The sequence below is a fragment of the Anaerolineales bacterium genome (assembly GCA_025808555.1).
Classification (GTDB): domain Bacteria; phylum Chloroflexota; class Anaerolineae; order Anaerolineales; family UBA11579; genus JAMCZK01.
The window spans coordinates 931918-950079 of the sequence record CP075526.1 but is presented as its reverse complement, the minus strand read 5'-3'; the positions used below and the strand labels follow the sequence as shown (position 1 = coordinate 950079).

At 61.0% G+C, this 18162-nt stretch carries 21 protein-coding genes and 1 tRNA gene; 10 read left to right on the top strand and 12 right to left on the bottom strand.

All coding sequences use genetic code 11. From position 1 onward, the window contains the following. Positions 1 to 43: 43 nt before the first annotated feature. The 3 genes from KIT08_05015 to KIT08_05005 are packed head-to-tail and all read right to left on the bottom strand — an operon-like array spanning position 44 to position 2459. Entirely contained in the window at positions 44 to 586 is a 543-nt protein-coding gene (locus KIT08_05015) for a hypothetical protein (protein ID UYN90598.1), read from the bottom strand. A 54-nt stretch (positions 587 to 640) separates the two neighbouring features. After that, positions 641 to 1555, bottom strand: coding sequence for an EamA family transporter (locus KIT08_05010; GenBank protein ID UYN90597.1), 915 nt, complete (start codon positions 1553 to 1555; stop codon positions 641 to 643). Between the two features lie 10 nt (positions 1556 to 1565). Then, positions 1566 to 2459, bottom strand: a complete 894-nt coding sequence (locus KIT08_05005) for a DMT family transporter (GenBank protein UYN90596.1) — start codon at positions 2457 to 2459, stop codon at positions 1566 to 1568. A 147-nt stretch (positions 2460 to 2606) separates the two neighbouring features. Between KIT08_05005 and KIT08_05000 the strand changes: the two genes are divergently transcribed. From KIT08_05000 to KIT08_04985, 4 genes are read left to right on the top strand one after another with little or no spacing between them, the layout of a single operon-like run. After that, positions 2607 to 2909 carry a hypothetical protein gene (locus KIT08_05000; protein UYN90595.1) on the top strand — a complete coding sequence of 101 codons (303 nt, stop codon included), beginning with the start codon at positions 2607 to 2609 and terminating at the stop codon, positions 2907 to 2909. A gap of 4 nt (positions 2910 to 2913) precedes the next feature. Continuing rightward, positions 2914 to 3261 carry a hypothetical protein gene (locus KIT08_04995; protein ID UYN90594.1) on the top strand — a complete coding sequence of 116 codons (348 nt, stop codon included), beginning with the start codon at positions 2914 to 2916 and terminating at the stop codon, positions 3259 to 3261. A 26-nt stretch (positions 3262 to 3287) separates the two neighbouring features. Continuing rightward, positions 3288 to 4514, top strand: coding sequence for a PQQ-dependent sugar dehydrogenase (locus KIT08_04990; GenBank protein UYN90593.1), 1227 nt, complete (start codon positions 3288 to 3290; stop codon positions 4512 to 4514). Between the two features lie 10 nt (positions 4515 to 4524). Next, the gene (locus tag KIT08_04985; protein UYN90592.1) at positions 4525 to 5430 is read left to right on the top strand and encodes an NAD(+)/NADH kinase; all 906 of its coding nucleotides are present in this window, start codon (positions 4525 to 4527) and stop codon (positions 5428 to 5430) included. Between the two features lie 30 nt (positions 5431 to 5460). Here the strand turns inward: KIT08_04985 and KIT08_04980 are convergent, their stop codons facing one another. Next, on the bottom strand, positions 5461 to 6240 hold the full coding sequence (locus KIT08_04980) for an RNA methyltransferase (protein UYN90591.1): 780 nt from the start codon (positions 6238 to 6240) through the stop codon (positions 5461 to 5463). Positions 6241 to 6312: 72 nt separating this feature from the next. Between KIT08_04980 and KIT08_04975 the strand changes: the two genes are divergently transcribed. Continuing rightward, positions 6313 to 7416 (top strand): aminopeptidase, encoded by a 1104-nt coding sequence (locus KIT08_04975; GenBank protein UYN90590.1) that lies wholly within the window; start codon positions 6313 to 6315, stop codon positions 7414 to 7416. Between the two features lie 83 nt (positions 7417 to 7499). Here KIT08_04975 and rplT read toward each other — a convergent pair whose 3' ends face one another. From rplT to infC, 3 genes are read right to left on the bottom strand one after another with little or no spacing between them, the layout of a single operon-like run. Then, positions 7500 to 7850, bottom strand: a complete 351-nt coding sequence (gene rplT / locus KIT08_04970) for a 50S ribosomal protein L20 (GenBank protein UYN90589.1) — start codon at positions 7848 to 7850, stop codon at positions 7500 to 7502. Between the two features lie 7 nt (positions 7851 to 7857). Then, entirely contained in the window at positions 7858 to 8088 is a 231-nt protein-coding gene (locus KIT08_04965; protein ID UYN90785.1) for a 50S ribosomal protein L35, read from the bottom strand. 50 nt (positions 8089 to 8138) lie between these two features. Next, a complete protein-coding gene (gene infC / locus KIT08_04960; GenBank protein UYN90588.1) occupies positions 8139 to 8813 on the bottom strand; it encodes a translation initiation factor IF-3 in 675 nt (224 codons plus the stop codon). A 399-nt stretch (positions 8814 to 9212) separates the two neighbouring features. Here infC and KIT08_04955 point away from each other — a divergent pair, with 399 nt between their 5' ends. Beyond that, positions 9213 to 9581 carry a response regulator gene (locus KIT08_04955; protein ID UYN90587.1) on the top strand — a complete coding sequence of 123 codons (369 nt, stop codon included), beginning with the start codon at positions 9213 to 9215 and terminating at the stop codon, positions 9579 to 9581. A gap of 32 nt (positions 9582 to 9613) precedes the next feature. On the opposite strand, the gene KIT08_04950 is transcribed toward KIT08_04955, so the two are convergent. The 4 genes from KIT08_04950 to KIT08_04935 all read right to left on the bottom strand — a co-directional run bounded on the left by KIT08_04950 (position 9614) and on the right by KIT08_04935 (position 14081). After that, positions 9614 to 11578, bottom strand: coding sequence for a hypothetical protein (locus KIT08_04950; GenBank protein UYN90586.1), 1965 nt, complete (start codon positions 11576 to 11578; stop codon positions 9614 to 9616). Then, positions 11575 to 12531, bottom strand: a complete 957-nt coding sequence (locus KIT08_04945) for a hypothetical protein (GenBank protein UYN90585.1) — start codon at positions 12529 to 12531, stop codon at positions 11575 to 11577. Before KIT08_04945 ends, KIT08_04950 begins: the two co-directional genes overlap by 4 nt. An 82-nt stretch (positions 12532 to 12613) precedes the next feature. Next, positions 12614 to 12688 (bottom strand) — tRNA-Pro (locus KIT08_04940). 151 nt (positions 12689 to 12839) lie between these two features. Then, positions 12840 to 14081 (bottom strand): GAF domain-containing protein, encoded by a 1242-nt coding sequence (locus tag KIT08_04935; GenBank protein UYN90584.1) that lies wholly within the window; start codon positions 14079 to 14081, stop codon positions 12840 to 12842. 112 nt (positions 14082 to 14193) lie between these two features. Here KIT08_04935 and KIT08_04930 point away from each other — a divergent pair, with 112 nt between their 5' ends. From KIT08_04930 to ruvA, 4 genes are read left to right on the top strand one after another with little or no spacing between them, the layout of a single operon-like run. Continuing rightward, the gene (locus tag KIT08_04930; GenBank protein UYN90583.1) at positions 14194 to 14940 is read left to right on the top strand and encodes a YebC/PmpR family DNA-binding transcriptional regulator; all 747 of its coding nucleotides are present in this window, start codon (positions 14194 to 14196) and stop codon (positions 14938 to 14940) included. Positions 14941 to 14945: 5 nt separating this feature from the next. Next, positions 14946 to 15446 (top strand): crossover junction endodeoxyribonuclease RuvC, encoded by a 501-nt coding sequence (gene ruvC / locus KIT08_04925; protein ID UYN90582.1) that lies wholly within the window; start codon positions 14946 to 14948, stop codon positions 15444 to 15446. Further along, positions 15443 to 16702, top strand: a complete 1260-nt coding sequence (locus tag KIT08_04920; protein UYN90581.1) for an MgtC/SapB family protein — start codon at positions 15443 to 15445, stop codon at positions 16700 to 16702. Before ruvC ends, KIT08_04920 begins: the two co-directional genes overlap by 4 nt. Before the next feature lie 2 nt (positions 16703 to 16704). Beyond that, positions 16705 to 17289 (top strand): Holliday junction branch migration protein RuvA, encoded by a 585-nt coding sequence (gene ruvA, locus KIT08_04915; GenBank protein UYN90580.1) that lies wholly within the window; start codon positions 16705 to 16707, stop codon positions 17287 to 17289. Here ruvA and KIT08_04910 read toward each other — a convergent pair. Beyond that, the gene (locus KIT08_04910) at positions 17286 to 18131 is read right to left on the bottom strand and encodes a hypothetical protein (protein ID UYN90579.1); all 846 of its coding nucleotides are present in this window, start codon (positions 18129 to 18131) and stop codon (positions 17286 to 17288) included. The genes ruvA and KIT08_04910 overlap by 4 nt on opposite strands. Positions 18132 to 18162: the final 31 nt, after the last annotated feature.

Genomic DNA, 18162 nt, shown 5'->3' with positions numbered 1-18162 from the left:
TACGCCTCTGGTGATGCTCACTTAATCCGATTATATCGCGCCGCTATTGCTCGATGACCTCAGGCTTGCGGCTGGCGCGCTTCTCCTGGAAGTTGCGCAGCAGGATCGAGATACCCACCGCGATCAGGATCAGCGGCCACAGCTTGTTGAGCCAGTCGGTGCCGCCCATGATGCCGCTGAAAAAGACGAACAAGGCAGCGCTGAAGGCGATGGCGGTGAGGCCTTCGCGCAGGCCGGCCAGGAAGCGGCCCTCGAGCAGGTTCTTGATCAGCGTACCCACGCCAATGAAGCCGGGGATCAGCGTCCACATGTACGACCAGCTTGCCCAATCGCCCGATTGGTTCTGGTAGTGCAGGATGCCGCCCACGCCCGCCACGATCGCGGCGGGGACCGCCAGGCCGGGCGAGCGGAACAAAACACTGAGCAGCAGGATCGCCGCGCCGATGGCGACCATCAGCACCGGCCATTCAACTTGCAGATCGATCATGCCCGCAAGTTCGGGGAAGAATTGCTGCGCCAAAAACCAGCCGCCGGCCAGCAACAAAAGCACACCGATGACCGCATTTCCATTTCGACTTGTATCCATAAATATCTCCTTCTGCATATATACGCAGTGCTGCAGCCGGCGTTGCACGCCGAGCTAGCGCTTTTGCTTCGCCAGCCGCTCGCGGAAAACGCCTGCAACCCCCAGCAACACCAGCAGGCTGCCGCCAATCGTGTAGATCGTGATCTCCTCGCCCAGCACGAAGTAACCCAGCAGCAGGGCCAATACCGGATTGACGTAAGCATACGTCATCACGATGCGGGTCGGCAACAGCTTGAGGGCGATCACGTAGGACGTGAACGCCAGCGTGCCGAAGATCACCAGGTAACCCCAGGCCAGCCAGGCTTCCGTGTTGGGCGTGGGTGCCGGCTCATTGAGCAGCACGGCCAGGAGGCCAAAGCCGATCGAGCCGAACAGCATCTGGTAGGCCGAGCTGACCCGCGGGGCCAGATCCAGCTGGTTGCGCGCCTGGTACACCGATCCGCTGGACCAGGCCATGGCGGCCACCAACAGCGCGATCGTGGCGATCGCATCCGCCTGCACCCCGCTGGAGAGCGACGGCAGGGTCAATACCACAATGCCGCCGAAACCGATCAGCAGCGAGATGAACAGCAATGGCGACGGCAGCTTGCGGTCCCAGATTGCTTCCACCATCGCGGCCCAGATGGGCGAGGCCGCCACCAGCAGCGCCGCCAGGCCAGATTCGGTGCGCTGCTCGGCAAAGGTCACCAAGCCGTTGCCGGCTACCCACAGCAGCATGCCAGACACCAATAGGGTCAGTGCTTCGCGCCGCGTGATGCGGATGCGCTCTTTTTTGAAGTAGCTCCAGGTGAACAGGATCAGGCAGCCCAGCGCGGCGCGCATCAGACCCATGGTGAAAGGCGGGAAGCCGGCGCCCTCGCGCACGGCGATGCGGATCGCCAGGTAGGTGCTGCTCCACACCAGGTAGACCACCAGCAGGTTGGCCAGACCGGTGCGATTCAAGCCTTGCGAAGATGTGTGAGTTGTCATTCCGCCCAGTCTACTTTGCCGGAACAGTAACCGCTACGCGGCTGCGATGCACGATGACCACGCCGATCAGCACCGCCAGCGCGCCCAGCCACTCGCCGCGCGAAAGCCATTCGCCTAGAATCGGGCCGGCAATGATGGCGGTGAGAATGGGCTGGATCAGCAGCGTCGGCGAAACCATCGAGGCGGGCAGATGGCCTTGCGCATAGTTGAGCAGCATCCAGCCGCCGCCCTGCACCACCAGACCCAGCGCGGCCAGATACAGATACGTGGGCTGCGAATAGCCGGTCAGTGGCGCTTGCACTATCAGGCAGAAGATGAGCAACAGTACGCTGCCGACGGCCGCCGTGACCCAGAAGAATGAAAAGGTATCCAAATGCTCGCGGCCGCGTTGCGCCACCAGCATGTAGCCCGCATAGAAGAATGAGCCGATCAGGCCGAGGATGCCGCCGCGGTTGATCTCGAACTCTGCGCCAAATTCGATCCCCAGCACAACCAACGCGCCTAGCATCGCCAGCGCCAAACCTAGCCAGAAGGTGGGCTTGAGTTTCTCGCGGAAGATGAACAGCGCGCCCAGCCCCACCCAAAGCGGTGCCGCATTGCCAAGCAACGTAGGGATCGTGGCGCCGCCGTAAGCGACGCCACTGGACCATACCGCCAGGTCGGTTGCCAAAAACAGGCCGGCCAGGGCGCCGAACCATAGGCCTTGGCGCGAGAGCGGCCCCAGTTTGCGGCGGCTGGCGAAGAATGGGATCGCCAGCGCAACCGCGGCAATGCCCATGCGGTACAGGCTCACCACGCTACCCGGCGCGTCGGCCAGGCGGGTGAAGATGGCCGAGGTGGCGATGATCAATGTCCCCGCCGCAAGGGCGAGATAGGCTTTCCAAAGCGATTGGGTTTTAGGCATACGTCTCGGATTCTAATTGATGAGCCTCTATAGGAACACCAGCACAGGTCAGGGAGTTGCTTCGTTTGCTAATTTAGTTCTGATAATGCTTCACTAAAATCAATCAGGCACGCAACGGTATAATGCCCGTAGCATGCTGGAGGCAAGATGGAAGATAACAATAAGCCTGAAATTCTCGTAGAACGTGATCAGCGTGGCACCCCCAGCGGCTTGGGCGCTCAATTCAAGCTTTTGCTGCGCCTGATGCGTGACCCGCGTGTAAGCCCTCTACTCAAAGTGCTGCCGGTGGGCGCGGTGGTGTATCTGTTCTCGCCTGACCTGCTGCCCATGATCCTGGACGATGCCGTCGTGCTGGGTGTGGGTTTCTATGCATTTATCGAGTTGTGCCCGCCTGACGTCGTGGCCGAGCACCGTGCCGCCCTGGCTGCTGAAGCTGCGAGAGGCAGCTAATCCCATGCAATTTTTGCAGAAATTCCTCCCTCCCGGCGGCGGTGGCCGCATGGCCGATTTTCTCAACCAGTTCCGCCTGACCTGGCGTCTTCTTCGCGACAAGCGGGTCATTGCGCTGTACAAGATCATTCCGTTTGCATCGCTTTTGTATCTCATCTCCCCGCTGGATTTTGCCATTCCCCTGCTGGATGATGTAGCCGTTCTCTGGCTGGGCACCTCCATATTCACTGAGCTGTGCCCGCCCGATGTGGTGGAAGAGCACCGCGCCGCGCTGGCCAAAGGTGGCCGCCGCGCCCAGATCAAGATCGATGAAGGCGACGTAATGGACGCCGACTATACGGAGAAAGAATAAAGACCTTACTTCGCCTACTGCCTTTGATGCTGCTGTTGGCGGCCTGCTACAACCGCCCGGCCCCCAGCACCTCCCCCTCCGAGCCGGTGATCTCTACACCCGTATCGGCTTCCCCCAGCGATACCGCGCCGGCTGAGCAGGCCACCTTGGCCATCGATAAGGACCAGGCGGCCGCCGTGGGTTTCGCCAACCCGGCTGACTACAGTTGGAACCTGGTGAGCCAGGGCTATGCCCAGCCGCTGCTGGTGACGCATGCCGGCGACGGCAGCGGGCGCCTGTTCGTGGTGGAGCAGCAGGGCGTGATCGCCGTGATCGAGGATGGCCAGCGCCTGGCTGATCCTTTCCTTGATATTCGCTTTGAAGTGGGCAGCAATGGCAACGAGCAAGGTCTGCTCGGCCTCGCCTTCCATCCTGATTTTGAGAACAATGGCTATTTCTATGTGAACTACACCGGCCTGGGCGGCAACACGGTCGTTTCGCGCTTCCAGGTTTCTGATAACCGCAATGTGGTTGATACGAATACGGAAGCGCCGATCTTGTACATCGCACAGCCGTACGCCAATCACAACGGCGGCCACATTGAATTTGGGCCGGATGGCTATCTGTATATCGGCAGCGGCGATGGCGGCTCCGGCGGTGACCCGCAGAACAATGGCCAGTCGCTCGAGACCTTGCTGGGCAAGATGCTGCGCCTTGACGTGAATGTGGATGGCCCCTACGGCATCCCGTCCGACAATCCGTACGCATCCGGCGGCGGGCTGGGAGAGATCTGGGCCTATGGCCTGCGCAACCCTTGGCGCTTCAGCTTCGACGCTGCTACGGGCGATCTATACATTGCCGATGTGGGCCAGGGCGACTGGGAAGAAGTGCACGTGCTCCCCGCGGGCTCTGGCAACGGCGCCAACCTGGGCTGGAGATACTACGAAGGCACGCACCCGTATGAGGGCACCCCGCCTGAGGGCCTGGAACTGAATTTTCCTGTGGTCGAGTACGATCACGGCTCGCGCTGCTCCATCACCGGTGGCTATGTGTACCGCGGCGCCAATGTTCCTGAATGGAATGGCATCTACTTCTACGGAGACTTCTGCTCCGGTGAGGTGATGGGTATGCATCAAACCCCCAGCGGCGAATGGGATTCCCAGGTGCTATGGGATACGCAGGCGTTGATCACATCCTTCGGCCTTGACGAGGCTGGTGAACTGTACCTGGTGGATCGCAACGGCGGGATTTACCAACTCCAAGCCAACAACTAAACTCAGCAGCATGGCAGCACCCACTCCAACGGCTGACATTGTGGTGGTCTACAACCCGCAATCCAGCGCGGCCAATGAAGCGCGTCTGCGCAAAGCCATTGGCGATGCATTTGGCGCACGCCCAGTGGATTTTTGCGAATGCAGCCCGCAGGCCGACATGCAGGCGCGCCTGGCGCCCTGGCTGGCCAACGGCGTGCGCCTGGTGATCGCCGCCGGCGGCGACGGCACCATCTCGGATGTGGCCGAAGCGCTGGTGGGCACGGATGTGGTGCTCGGCATCCTGCCGCAAGGCACCAGCAACGTGCTGGCGCGTGAGCTCAAGCTGCCGCTGCGCATGGATGCCGCCGCCCGTATCCTGGCCGGCGAGTACGCCGTGCGCAAGATCGATGTGCTGCGCGCCGGCGACAGCGTGTGCGTGCTGGGCGTCAGCGTAGGCCTCAGCGCGCAGGCTATGAAAGATACCGGCCGCGGGCAGAAGCGCCTGCTTGGCCCGTGGGCCTACTGGCTCACCTTTGCGCGGCACTTTTTTAGTTTGCGTTCGCATCTCTTCACGGTGGAGCTGGATGGGTACGCCACCCAATTGCGCTCCACCGATGTGCTCGCCATGAATGTTGGCACCATTGCCTTCCGCGCCATCCGCTGGGGGCCAGACGTCAAGCCCGATGATGGCCTACTGGATTTTTGCTTCCTGTGGGCGCGCAACGGCCTGGAATACGCCCTGACCATTCTCAGTTTTGCGGTGCGCCTGTACACCCGCAACGAGCGCGTGAATGTGGTGCCGTTAGCGCGCAGCCTGCGTATTGTGCGCCCGGAAGGCTTATTGGTGCAGGGGGATGGCGACGTGATTGGCGTCACGCCGATCACGATCACGCTGGAGAAGGCTGCGCTGAACATTGCTGTGCCGCAGCCAGCCTAGTCTTTTTCCTGTCAAATTCTGAGAGTACTACTAAGCTGTGCGGCGTTGGCGCACAGCTTCGAACAGCAGCAGGCTGCCGGCGGTGGCCGCGTTCAGCGATTCGATCTGGCCGGGCATGCGGATCTGGATCGGTTCTGCGCCCAGGCCGCGTGCCTCCGGGCTGGGGCCATTGGCCTCGCCGCCCACGATGAACGCCAGCTTGCGGGTCAGGTCCACTTCATCAAAAGGGCGGCCAATGTTGGCTTCGGCCAGCATGGCATACAGGCTGTGCTGCACCAAGAAGTCACGGATGCCTGACCAGTCCAGCTCCAGTACGGGCAGGCGCAGTTGGGCGCCCATGCCGCCGCGTAGCACCTTGGGCGCAAACGGGTCTACGCAGCCCGGCGCCAGCAAAGCTGCGTGCGCACCCGCCGCGGCCGCGCTACGCAGCAGCGTGCCCACATTGCCAGGGTCGTTCACCCGGTCGAGAATCACCACCAGGTCCGGCGCGGCCGCCAGCGGCACATCCTGGCGTTCAACTTCCAGTAGCAGGCCAGCTGGGGTCTGCGTATCGCTGCTGGCTTCCATCACACTATCGGTAACCTCTTCCATCTCCGCGCCTGCCCCTTTCAGCGCGGCGACCAGCTCCATGCCGCGCGGGTCCAGACCGGCGGTGTAGAAGCCCTGGCGTACCTTCCAGTTGGCGGCCAATACCTCCTCCGCCAGGCGCACGCCTTCCACAACGAAAGCCTTCGCTTCGCGGCGGGCTTTGGCGCGGCCCTGCAGGGCGCGGATATGCTGTACGCGTGGGTTCTGTGCTGAACTGATCATGCGCGGCTATTGTAGTGCCGCGCCGCAAGGCAAGGCAAGCCCCAGTGTAGAATTCCATTTTGGAGGAATCGCATGGCTGACCCGCGTGTACAAAAACTTGCTCAAACCCTTGTGGAGTACTCCGTCAAGGTGAAACCTGGTGACTGGGTGGTCATTTTCGGCCATCCATTGGCCGAAGAACTGGCCGCCGAAGTGCTCCGCTACACTTTGCGCGCCGGCGGCAACCCCAGCGTGCTGATGGGTGTTGGCGCTACGCAGCGCGTTTTCCTTGAAGAGGCCAATGACGAGCAACTCAAGTGGCTATCGCCTTTTGACCGCATGCCCTTTGAGCAGGCGGATGTCTTCATCAGCTTGGACGCGTCCGAAAATACGCGCAACCTGACCATGGTGGACAGCCAGAAGCAGCAAATCCGCTCGGCAGCCCGCCGCGAGATCATGCAAGCCTATATGCGCCGCAGCGCCAGCGGTGAGCTGCGCTGGACGCTGACCCGTGTACCCTGCCAGGCTTATGCCCAGGAAGCCGACATGAGCCTGAGCGACTATGCCGATTTTGTTTACCGCGCCTGCAAGGTTGACCAAGCCGACCCGGTCGCCTTGTGGAACCAGATCGAAGCTGACCAGAAACGCCTCGTGGATTGGCTCAAGGGAAAGAAGCAAGTCCATCTGCGTGGCGGAAATATTGATATCCAGATGTCCATCGAGGGCCGCACCTTTGTGAACTCCACTGCCCATCACAACATGCCGGGCTCTGAGATCTTCACCGGCCCGGTGGAAGATTCAGTGAACGGCTGGGTCAGCTACACCTATCCGGCGATCTATCTGGGGCGCGAAGTGGATGGCATTCGCCTCGAGTTCAAGGATGGCAAAGTGGTCAATGCCACCGCTGAGAAGAACGAGGAGTATTTGCTCAAGATGCTGGATATTGACGCTGGAGCACGCTTCCTGGGTGAGCTGGGCATTGGCACCAACTTCAGCATTGACCGCTTCACCAAGAGCATCCTGTACGACGAGAAGATGGGCGGCACCATCCACATGGCGCTCGGCATGAGCTACCCGGAAACCGGCGGCAAGAATGAATCTTCGCTGCACTGGGACATGATTTGCGATATGCGCAACGACAGCGAGATCGTAGTGGACGGCGAACTCTTCTATAAGAATGGCGAGTTTCAAGTCTAGGCTGGGGATTGCTTCTACACGCAATGACGATGAAACAAAAAGACCGCCCATCGGGCGGTCTTTTTATCGTTACAGCGGGGATGCTAGTTGAGCTTGGCCTGGGCCATCACGGCTTTGAAGGCAGCCGCGTCACGCACTGCAATGTCAGATAGCATCTTGCGGTTGATCTCAATGTTGGCCTTCTTCAGGCCATTCATCAACTGGCTGTAGCTCACGCCGTTCAGGCGGGCCGCAGCGTTGATGCGCATGATCCACAAGCCACGCAAATCGCGCTTCTTATTGCGGCGGTCGCGATAGGCATAGGCCAGGCTCTTCAGGCGGGCTTCGTTAGCGCGCTTGTACAACTTGGAGCGCGTGCCAAACTGGCCCTTAGTCTCCTTGAGAACCTTTTGGTGCCGCTTGCGGCGGGTAATACCGGTTTTTACTCGTGCCATGCTTCCTCTACTTCGCCGTGCGCGTGGCCGGGTTGGCGCGGTACTTGCTCATGTACGGCGCCAACTGGCGGATGCGCTTCTGCAGGGCTTTGCCCTGCACGGGGATCATCTCCGTGAATTTTGCCTTGGTGCGCGCCGAAGTGCGGCGGCGCAAGTGGCTCTTGCCGCCCTTGGTGCGCACCAGCTTGCCAGACCCGGTCAAGCGAAAACGCTTGGCGGTGGCTTTATGGGTCTTCATGCGAAATTTCTTAACTGCCACAACAACTCCTCTTGCGCTTTAGCTGAGCGCTATTCTTCTGCGCCATTAGCCGCAGGTTCTTTCTTTTCCTTGGCCTCGCCCTTGGCGGCATCCTTGCCCGCGCCTTCATTAGGGGCCAGCACCATCAGCAGCGTGCGCCCCTCAAACTCGGGGGCCTGCTCAATGATCGAAATGTCCTGCAACTCGGCGGCAATCTCCTTGAGATCCTGCAAAGCGATCTCAGGATAGTCACGCTCGCGGCCGCGGAAGCGGATACGAACCTTGACCTTCTTGCCTTCGTTCAGCCAGCCACGCGCCGCCTTGGTTTTGAAACCGCGGTGGTGCTCGGTGGTCTTGGGTCGCAGACGAATTTCCTTGATCTCGACCTTTTTCTGTGCCTTGCGCGCCTCACGTTCTTTCTTGGTGCGCTCGTAGGTGAACTTACCGTAGCTGACCACTCGGCAGACTGGCGGCTTGGAATTGGGGGCAACCTCAATCAGGTCCAGGCCCGCCTCGGCGGCGATCCTGAGCGCTTCTTCGATTGGCACAATTCCACGGTTTTCGCCGTCCGCATCAATGAGGCGGACTTCCTTTACCCGAATGGCTCTGTTTACACGGTATTCAGATGTACTGATCTGCTTATTCTCCTGGCACAAATTCGCCCCGGCAACCGTCGCCTTTGCGATCGATAGCCTTGGGGCGTAAGGCGGGGCGCATAATACCATACGCGCCAATAAAGAGTCAACGGGAGCCTGCCCAAAGGGGCTGAGCGGTGCTTCCCGACAGCTCTGGTTTGCCAGATGTTGTTCGTTTTCAGTGTGGGGGTGGGGGGTGCAACTTAAAAGATATCTGGCAATTGCCTCACCCTGACCCAGGTATCTTGCCATATCCCAGGCGGCCAGCGCTATTTTTGATAGTGGCTGTCAAGCAAGAGGGCTGTCGGCTGGGGATGAGGGACATGCGAACGCATAACTGCGAGGGTTGCCATTCGTTCCCAGCCTGAGGCTGGCAACCTTTTGGCCCGTACAGTGTTATTAGAGTACTGGACGCTGTGCATACAGCAGGCTTCGCCGAGCCCTGGCCAGTATGCTGGCTGTGCTGCCCGCACAGCTGAGGAGGAGCACATGAACGCACCGTATGCATTGGTCGTGGATGACGACCAGGCAGTGACTGAGATCTTTCAGCGCGCTCTGCAAGACTGTGGCTATCAGGCCGATGTGATGGACAGCGGCCACAAAGCCCAGGCGCAGCTGGTTTTCACAACGCCTGATCTTGTGCTGCTTGACCTGCATATCCCCAATCTCTCAGGCGACATTATTCTGCGCCAATTGCGCGGCCAATTGCGCTTTGCCAATACACGAGTGGTGATCACCACCGGTGACGCCAGCGCGGTGGCCCGCTTTGCCGGCCTGGCTGACCAGGTGCTGCTCAAGCCCATCGGGTATGAGCAAATGCGCCAGCTGGCCCAGCAATATCTCTCGGTTTCTGTGTAACTAGAACACCGCTCTGCAAGAGCGGTGTTTTTTTATTGAGTGCAGCCTGCTTCCTGGGTGATGCTTGCATACACCTCCGCCGGCGCCTGTGCCTGCCAGTCTGCCCACATGGCGCACAGCATGGCGCCGGCGGCCGGCCCGTCGCCAAGGGCTCGTTGGCTGGCTTCAGTGGCCTGCGGCCATTGGCCTAGCATGGCATGGGCTTGCACCAGCGGCAGCCACTCAATGCTGAGCGCAGGCTGCAACCCTTGATCTTCAGCTGCGTTAAGCGTCAGCAGTGCCGTGACAGGGTCGCCAAGTTGATTGGCCAGCTGAGCGCGTTGGTAGTAGTAGCACCAGCCATGCTGCGGCTCGGAACCGAAAATGTTCGTGTTCGGCGCTGTGCCCTGCTGCAGAATGCGCGTGTGATTGGAATAGGCCGCTACCTGACGTTCTTCTTCCGTCAGGTAAGGGTTGAACTCGTCATAAGCGTTCAAGGTCCACAGGCAGCCGCCCTGCGGCGCCATGCGCACTATCAGCAGGCTGTCGGGGTTCTCGCTGCGAAAGATGTGCCCGCGGTAGTTGATGTCAAAAGTTTCGCCGCGCAGAATGGGGTCAAGAGTGTGCGAATAGCGTAGTTCAAGGTTCCATAGGTCCGCCACGGGAGCTGCGCTGTGGATGGGATAGAGCATATTTAGCGCAGCCCCAAGCAAAGGTTCACCGGTCAAGGGGGTCAGCCGGTCTGGGGTGATGATGGCAGTGCTCGGCGCAATATGGGGGGCGCGCCAGCTTAGCTGCCAATACAGATTGCGCTGCGCAATCCAGTCCTGCCGGTAAAGCTCGGCATTGCGCACATGGCTGCCTACGGATAGGCCGAGCAAAATTGCCAGCGTCACGGCGCGCCAGCGCGTGGAGCGAATCACCTTCGTAAGCAGCCACACCACAAGAAGGGACGCGCCGAAAAGCGCAGCCATCAAATAGCGGCTACCATAGTCGCCCTCGTTGGCGCGGTTGCCCGTGATCCAGATAGGCATCAGGCCCAGAAAGACTGCAGCGAGGCCCAGCCATGCCGCCTGGCGCAAGGGCTCGCTTTGCTGCTCGTCGCGCAGGCGGGTGAGCAGCAGGCTAAACCCGGCCGCGCTGAGGGCGGCCAACACCCAGGCCGGCCAGAAGCTAGGCTGCAGGACAAGCCGCCACACGCCGATCAGCGCGTGCCAAAGATCCTGCAGTGCGCCGGGCCCGAGCTGGGCCAGCAAGCGTAGCGGGTTCCGACTTAGCTCCAGCGGATACGGTTCCTGGGGCAGCTCCAGCAGCCAGAAGCGCCAGACCAGCCAGGCGGCCAGCACCAGCAGATATGGAGCCCATTGGGCGGCTACGCGCCTGGCGGAGGTCAGCCAGTTTTCTGAGCTGTGTTGGCGGCGCAGGATCAGCCAGAGGAACAGCACGCGCACCATGTCCAGCCCGACGAAATACTCCATGGTGAACATGTGCACCAGCGCGGCCGCAAGCCCGAGCAGGGTGTACTGCCAATAATGGGCTGGGTGCGCTGCGGCATGTGCCATCGCGCCCAATGAGACGAAGAAAGCGATTTGTGCACCCAGCTGGGTGGCGAAGGTGGCTGGTACAGGTTGGGTAAGGTAGCCCGGATAGACTGCAAACAGCAACGCCACAGACAGAATGAAGCGCGGCTGGCGCGGCCATAGGGGTTTGAGCGCCCAGGCCAGGCCCAGCACGCCCAGCCAGCGCATCACTAGTGCACTGAGGTGCCATACCAGCGGGTGTGTGCCCAACTGCCCGATAATAAAGAAAGGCCATGGAGAGAAAGGTCGGTCATAGCTGAAATGGGTCAGAAGCTGACCCCACTGCTTGTTGTGAATAAAAAGAATAATCGGCCAATCATCCCAATAAAAGCCCAACCAGGGGATGAGTGGCCCATAGGCCAGCAAGCAAGCGGCCAGATACAACCAGGGAGCGTAGCGCAAGGGGTCTTGCAAAAGTGACTGAATGATGCGTTTCATGCGCGCCTGCCTTGAAGCTGGGCCAGCCAGGTATGCTGTGGGCCGTTCTGGCGGTAGCGCCAGAACCACAACAGCGCTGGCATCACCAAGTACAGCCAGTAATGTTCATTGAGTGCGACGGGGATGAGCATAAGCCAGGCGGCTAACCAGGCCGTCAGCAGGCGCAAACCGCGCAAGGCGCCAAAGGCGGGCAGCAGCACCAGCGAATGATACGGCAACAGGAACGGGTATAGCAGCGAACCGGCGGCCATCAGCTGTAGCCAGTCTGTGCGCTTGCTGAACGTCAGCATCAGCACGCCGAACCCGGCGGGCAGCCAGCCGGTCACTGCCCAACCCGCCGCCGAAGGGTGCGTATTGCGAAAGCCCAGCGTGCCAACCAGGCTGCCTGGCCAGCCGGGCCAAACCAGCAGACTGAGTAGGCCAAAGGCCAGCGCGGCGATGAACCAGCTTTTGCGCGCAAAGATTGCGAAGCCGACAAAGGTGGCTTTCATAAGCACTACCGGCGCCAACCACGGCAGGCCAAGGATGGCTAACAGCGCCAGACCATCAATATGGCCGAGCCACAACACCATGGCTACTTGAAATGTAAGTACGGCCAGCAGCGTGGCTGGAATACGCCAGCGATTCTGACCCAGAACGCCTTGGTGGTACGTGCAAACCGCTACCGCAGCAATGGTGATGCCATTGATGAACGCCAGCCCCAACCGCCAGGGCAGCTCGGCCAGCGGCCACAGCACGATCGATGTCCAGGGTGGGTAGTAGACGTCTGTGGCGGTGTTGGCATGGAACATGGTGAGCCAGTCGTAGCCTAGTAGAGGTGCGTCACGTAGCAGCCAGCCCAATATCAAACCGCCGGCCAGGGCCAACGCCACTAGGTCCAACCGGATGCGGTTGGCTGCATCCGGCGGCCAGATGCGGTCAAGGTAGGCATTGATGCGTTGCAAGGCTGACATGCGGGGCTAAGAATAAACCAAAGGGATGAAGGCTGCACGTCTAGGAATCAAAAAGCCTGGCAAAGACCAGGCTTTCTGTCAGTCGGGGCGAAAGGATTTGAACCTTCGACCTCACCGTCCCGAACGGTGCGCGCTAGCCGGGCTGCGCCACGCCCCGAGAACTCTCGAGCACGCGGCAAAAGGCTTTAGCCTTTTGCCACAACGCCCCGAATGAACAAGAATTGTAACTTCATCTATGGAGTTTGCGCAGCAAACTCCAACGCGAATGGCGCAGCCATTCGCAAAATGAGCCGTGATTATATCCGCGTTTAGTCTTGCTCTGCCCAGGCCTGCCGGGGCAGGCGGATGGTGAAGCGGCTGCCTTTGCCTTCAACGCTCTCGGCGCTCACCGAGCCACCCTGCAGTTCGACGAGCGTGCGCGTGATGGTGAGACCCAGCCCCATGCCGCCGTGTCGGCGGGTCATATGGTCTTCGACCTGAAAGAAGCGATCGAAGATGCGTGGCAGATCCTGAGCCGGGATGCCTACCCCGCTGTCCGCCACCTGGATCTCGACGGCGTCCGGATGCTCGGCCAGGCTTACTTGCACCATGCCGCCCGGGTTGGTGAAGCTGATCGCGTTCTTGAGCAAATGGTCCACCGCCACGAAGAGTTTGTTGGCATCCGCGGTGATGTATATGGAATCCGCCGGGATCTGGCTGCTGAGTACGATGCCAGCTTCGTTGGCGCGGGCCTCGTGCGCCTGAAGCAAGGTTTGCATCTGAGCGGCTACGTCAAAGCTTTGTGTGCGCAGCACGGCGGTGCCGCTCTGTGCCAGCTCGATCTTGGAGAGATCTTCGACGATCTGTTTCAGACGCAGGGCGGCTTTCTCGATGGTTTCGCTCTGTTGCCTGGCTTCGCCGTCCAGGATTTCTTTTAAATAGCTGGCATGACCAAGAACCAGGCCCAACGGAATGCGCAACTCGTGCGAGGTGATGGCGATGAAGTCATTGCGCAGCTTGTCCAGCTCGGCCATGGTTGTGTAGCTTTGGCGGGCCTGGTGTAGCATCTCGGCATTTTCCAGGGCAATCGCGGCCTGGGCTGCCAGGCTTTCCATCACCAGCACGTCTTCTTTGTCGTATTCCCCATCGCGCTTGTTCACCGCGCACAGTACACCGATGGCGATCCCGTCGGCCACCATCGGCACGGCCAGCAGGCTGCGTGCCTCCAGCTCTGGCTGGGCTTCGTGCGCTTCGCTCAGCAGTACTGGCCACAGGCCCCGGTAGGCCTGGCCTATAGGATTGTTCTCGAGCGGCAATGAGATCGCTTCGCGGCGCTCATTCGGCAGCCAGGGCGCAAACACCAGGCGCAGCGCCTCACTCTGGGGGTCGTAGCGGGCCAGGGCGCCTTGCTCGCTGTGGGTCAGCTCGGCCGCGGCGCGCACGATGGCGCGCACCAGTTCCTCCGGCTGCAGCGTGGCGCTGAGCGAGCGGTTGGCCTCCAGCACGCGCTGCACGCGCTCCAGCCGGGTGCGCAACGCGTGGGCGTCCATCAGTTCGGATGTTTTAGCCACACTGCGAGTATAAGGTAGAGAAAGGAGCAGAGGAAGTGATGCTTTCATACTCTTGTCTGATTACTCGTCACTTGCTCCCTTAATTTGCGTATAATTTTTTGTAGAGGTACGTATGTCCGGTCATAGTAAATGGTCCACCATTAAACGCAAGAAAGCCGTAACCGACGCCAAGCGCGGCGCCGTCTTCACCCGCCTGGCGCGCGAGATCACGATCGCTGCCCGCGAGGGCGGCGGCAGCCCCGAAACCAACTTCACCTTGCGCCTGGCGATCGATAAAGCCAAGGGCGAGAACATGCCCAGCGACAATATCGACCGCGCCATCAAGCGCGGCACGGGCGAGGACAAGGACGGCGCCACCCTGGAGCAGGTGACCTATGAAGGTTTCGGCCCCAACGGCGTGGCCGTCATCGTGGAAGCCGTCACCGACAATCGCAACCGCACCGTCTCCGAGCTGCGCCATGCCTTCAGCCGCAACGGCGGCACTTTGGGCGAAACCGGATCGGTGAACTGGCAGTTTGACCGCGTGGCTTTCTTTGCCTTTGCCGCTCAAGGCAAGAGCGAAGAAGAGCTGTTCGAACTGGTCGTGGAAGCCGGCGCCGATGACATCTGGTACGAAGACGGCCAGGTGGAAGTGACCGGCCCGGTCGACGCGTTCAAGCGCATCGGCGATGCGCTGCGCCAGGCCAACATTGCCATCGATGATGCCGGTCTGCGCATGCAAGCCAAACAGGAGCTGGAGCTCACCGCCAGCGAGAGTCTGCAAGTGCTGCGCTTCATTGAAAACCTGGAAGAGATCGACGACGTTCAGGCTACCGCAAGCAACCTGAAGATCAGCGACGAAGCCTTGGCCCAGCTCTAACGTCTATGTTGGCCATCGGAATCGACCCCGGCACGGCCATTACCGGCTACGGACTCGTACGCCAGACGCCGTCTGGCAATTTGGAATGCGTGGATTGGGGCGTCATCCTCACCCCGGCCAAAATGGAACTGAGCGAACGCCTGGCGCAGATCCACGCAGGACTGGTCACCATCCTGGAGACCCACCGGCCGGCCAGCGCCGCGGTCGAATCGCTCTTCTTTCAGCGCAACGTGCGCACGGCCATGAGCGTGGGCCAGGCGCGCGGCGTGGTGCTGCTGGCGCTGCAGCAGGCCGGGCTGGCCGTGGCGGATTACACGCCCAATCAGGTCAAGCAGGCCGTCAGCGGTTACGGCGCGGCGGATAAACACCAAATGCAAAGTATGGTCAAAACTCTACTCGGTCTGTCTGAAATGCCCAAGCCGGATGACGCCGCCGACGCGTTGGCGATCGCCATCTGCCATCTCAACACCCGCCGCACAGTGGCGGCCATGGAGCGTGCACAATGATCAGCGAATGGGATCTGTTCCTGCGCTTTGGCGCCGCGCTCGTCATCGGCTTCTCCATCGGCCTGCAGCGCGAATTCTCGCATGGCGGGCGCGGCAAGAACATCCCCGCTGGCGAGCGCACCTTCGCCCTCTTCGCCCTGGCGGGCAGCCTGGCCGCCATGGCGTCTGAGCGTTACCACCAGCCGCTCATCTTCTTTGGCCTGCTGCTGGCAGTGGGGTTGATGCAGGTGGTGGGCTATTACTTCAAGGCCAGCGACCAGCATGTGGGCATGACCACCGAAGCGGCCGTGCTCATTACCGTGCTGCTGGGCGGCCTGTGCTATTGGGATTATGTAGGGTTGGCGGTTGCGCTGGGCGTAGCCACTACGCTGATCCTTTCCATCAAGCTGGAGACGGACCGGCTGGTCACGGCGCTGACGCGCGAGGACATTCAGGCCGCGCTGCAATTCCTCGTCATTACTGCGGTGGTGCTGCCGGTGCTGCCAAATCAGGCCCTGCTGCCCGCGCCGTTCGATGTACTCAATCCTTTCAAGATCTGGCTGATGGTGGTGCTCATCTCCGGCATCAGCTTCCTGGCCTATGTGCTCATCAAGGTGCTGGGCAGCGAGCAAGGGCTCGGCCTGTCCGGCCTGCTGGGCGGCCTGGTATCCAGCACCGCGGTCACGCTCAGCTTCTCGGCCCGCAGCAAAAAGCAGGCCCGTTTGGTGCGCATGCTGGGTTTTGGCGTGCTGCTGGCATGGTCGGTCATGTTCGTGCGCGTGATCGTGCAGATCGCCATCGTCAATATGGCCTTGGTCGAGGTGGTGTGGAAGCCGCTTGCGCTGGCCGCTCTGGCGGGTCTGGGCTATGCCTTCTATCTATATGTCGCGAAGCGCAGCCCGGCCAACAGCCAGGTGGAGTTCAGCAACCCGTTTGACCTGATGTCTGCGCTGCGCTTTGGCTTGTTGTATGCGTTTGTGTTACTCATCAACCGTGCTGCACAGCTCTACCTTGGAGAGCAGGGCGTCTTGCTCTCCAGTTTCGTCGCTGGCTTCTCAGACTCGAATGCCATCACGCTTAGTCTGGCTGAGCTCAGCTACAGCGGTGGCCTGAGCCTCAACACGGCCGCGCTGGGCATCGTCATTGCTACGATGACCAACACACTCTTCAAGGGCGGTATTGTGCTCACCTCGGCTTCCCCAGGCCTGCGCCGTGCCATCTGGCCGGGCATGCTGCTGGTGGTGGTGGTTGGCATCGGCTCGGCCTTCCTGATCTAGCCATGATCTCTTCGCTCAGCGGGCGGGTGGCCCATATCGGTGAAAGCAGTATGACGCTGGAGCTGTCCGGCGTGGGCTTCAAGGTCAGCGTGCCGCGCGGCGTGCTGAGCGAAGCCCAAATTGGCCAGAGCCTCAGCCTGCACACCTATCTGGTGGTGCGCGAGAACGAGCTGAGCCTGTACGGCTTCCCATCCCCTGAAGCGCGTGACACCTTCAGGATGCTGATCGGCGTGGAGCGGGTTGGCCCCAAGTTGGCCCTGGCGATCCTCACCGCCCTCAGCGTCACCAGCCTGCGCGCCGCCGTGCTGGGCGGGCAGAGCGCGGTGCTGGGCAAGGTGCCCGGTGTGGGCAGTAAGACCGCTCAGAAGATCGTGCTGCATTTGGCTGACCGCATTCTGCCCATGGAGGGCGATGCGCCCGTGCCAATGGCACAGCCCGCGGATGGCGATCTGTTGGATGCGTTGTTGGCATTGGGATATAGCGTGGTCGAGGCCCAGGCCGCTTTGCAATCTGTGCCAGCAGACGCCCCCGCTGATATTGAAGAGCGCTTGAAGCTGGCGCTGCGCTACTTTAAAAAACCAGCCTAGTTCGCCTTTGCGTCTTCGGCGCCGTTTTCCTTCTCTGCCAACTCTCCCCCCAATACCAGCACCTGTTCTTCCAGCGCAGCGATGCGTGAGCGCATTTCGCGCTCCAGGGCGGCCAACGTGTCGCGGCCATCTTCCTGATCCGTGCGCAGTTCAGTGCGCATTTGCATGGCTGGTGAAAGGTCCAGCTCGCGGATGGTTTGCTCCATATCAAATATCAGCGTCTCAAGCTGGCGCAACTCCACCGTCAGCCGCGCCAGTTCTACAGCCGGGGTGGGGCTGATGTCCATTTCCAGTTCCATGCGCCTATCCAGCGTTTCCAGCGCCTGCAAATTCTTGGCGCTGTAGGCCTGGTTGATCTCGGCCATGATGTCTTCGTGCCATTTGCGCTGCTCATCATCCTGCGCCAGGTCAGGGTGGTAGCGCTTGGCCAGGCGGCGGAACAGGTCGCGCACGCGGCGCTCGTGGTTGATATCCTGCGAGGTAGGGGCGGCCCGTTTTTTGAAGGGGTGCTCAGCCTCCGGCTCCTGGGCTTCGCCCTCCGCCGCCGGCGCGGCGCCAAAGCGGCGCGGCCCGCGGGCGCCGCGCCAATCGTTGGATGGCGGGGCCTGATCGACGGTCAACTCCTCCAGCTGGCGCTGCAGGCGCTGCTGGTGCGCCTCCAGAGGGCCGATGCGGCGGTTATACAGGTCAGTGAACTCCTGCAGGGCGCTGCGGGTGTTGGTCAGCTCCACATCGAGCAGGTCCATGTACTCACGGCGCCGCGCCAGTTTGGCGCGCAGGCTCTCAAGCTCAGCCTGTAGAGGGGAGATGAGACTACTGGTCGTTTTCGGCATTTTCGGCAAAAGTGCCAGAAATTATAACGAGCCTGCTGGC

Excerpts from the sequence above, each read along its gene's own strand:
- KIT08_05000 (UYN90595.1), top strand. The coding sequence starts at position 2,607 with ATGGAAGATAACAATAAGCCTGAAATTCTCGTAGAACGTGATCAGCGT.
- KIT08_04995 (UYN90594.1), top strand. The coding sequence starts at position 2,914 with ATGCAATTTTTGCAGAAATTCCTCCCTCCCGGCGGCGGTGGCCGCATG.
- KIT08_05010 (UYN90597.1), bottom strand. The coding sequence starts at position 1,555 with ATGACAACTCACACATCTTCGCAAGGCTTGAATCGCACCGGTCTGGCC.
- KIT08_04950 (UYN90586.1), bottom strand. The coding sequence starts at position 11,578 with ATGAAACGCATCATTCAGTCACTTTTGCAAGACCCCTTGCGCTACGCT.
- KIT08_04985 (UYN90592.1), top strand. The coding sequence starts at position 4,525 with ATGGCAGCACCCACTCCAACGGCTGACATTGTGGTGGTCTACAACCCG.
- KIT08_04965 (UYN90785.1), bottom strand. The coding sequence starts at position 8,088 with ATGAAGACCCATAAAGCCACCGCCAAGCGTTTTCGCTTGACCGGGTCT.
- ruvC (UYN90582.1), top strand. The coding sequence starts at position 14,946 with ATGTTGGCCATCGGAATCGACCCCGGCACGGCCATTACCGGCTACGGA.
- rplT (UYN90589.1), bottom strand. The coding sequence starts at position 7,850 with ATGGCACGAGTAAAAACCGGTATTACCCGCCGCAAGCGGCACCAAAAG.
- KIT08_05015 (UYN90598.1), bottom strand. The coding sequence starts at position 586 with ATGGATACAAGTCGAAATGGAAATGCGGTCATCGGTGTGCTTTTGTTG.
- KIT08_04990 (UYN90593.1), top strand. The coding sequence starts at position 3,288 with ATGCTGCTGTTGGCGGCCTGCTACAACCGCCCGGCCCCCAGCACCTCC.
- KIT08_04975 (UYN90590.1), top strand. The coding sequence starts at position 6,313 with ATGGCTGACCCGCGTGTACAAAAACTTGCTCAAACCCTTGTGGAGTAC.
- KIT08_04920 (UYN90581.1), top strand. The coding sequence starts at position 15,443 with ATGATCAGCGAATGGGATCTGTTCCTGCGCTTTGGCGCCGCGCTCGTC.
- KIT08_05005 (UYN90596.1), bottom strand. The coding sequence starts at position 2,459 with ATGCCTAAAACCCAATCGCTTTGGAAAGCCTATCTCGCCCTTGCGGCG.
- ruvA (UYN90580.1), top strand. The coding sequence starts at position 16,705 with ATGATCTCTTCGCTCAGCGGGCGGGTGGCCCATATCGGTGAAAGCAGT.
- KIT08_04930 (UYN90583.1), top strand. The coding sequence starts at position 14,194 with ATGTCCGGTCATAGTAAATGGTCCACCATTAAACGCAAGAAAGCCGTA.
- KIT08_04980 (UYN90591.1), bottom strand. The coding sequence starts at position 6,240 with ATGATCAGTTCAGCACAGAACCCACGCGTACAGCATATCCGCGCCCTG.
- infC (UYN90588.1), bottom strand. The coding sequence starts at position 8,813 with ATGGTATTATGCGCCCCGCCTTACGCCCCAAGGCTATCGATCGCAAAG.
- KIT08_04945 (UYN90585.1), bottom strand. The coding sequence starts at position 12,531 with ATGTCAGCCTTGCAACGCATCAATGCCTACCTTGACCGCATCTGGCCG.
- KIT08_04955 (UYN90587.1), top strand. The coding sequence starts at position 9,213 with ATGAACGCACCGTATGCATTGGTCGTGGATGACGACCAGGCAGTGACT.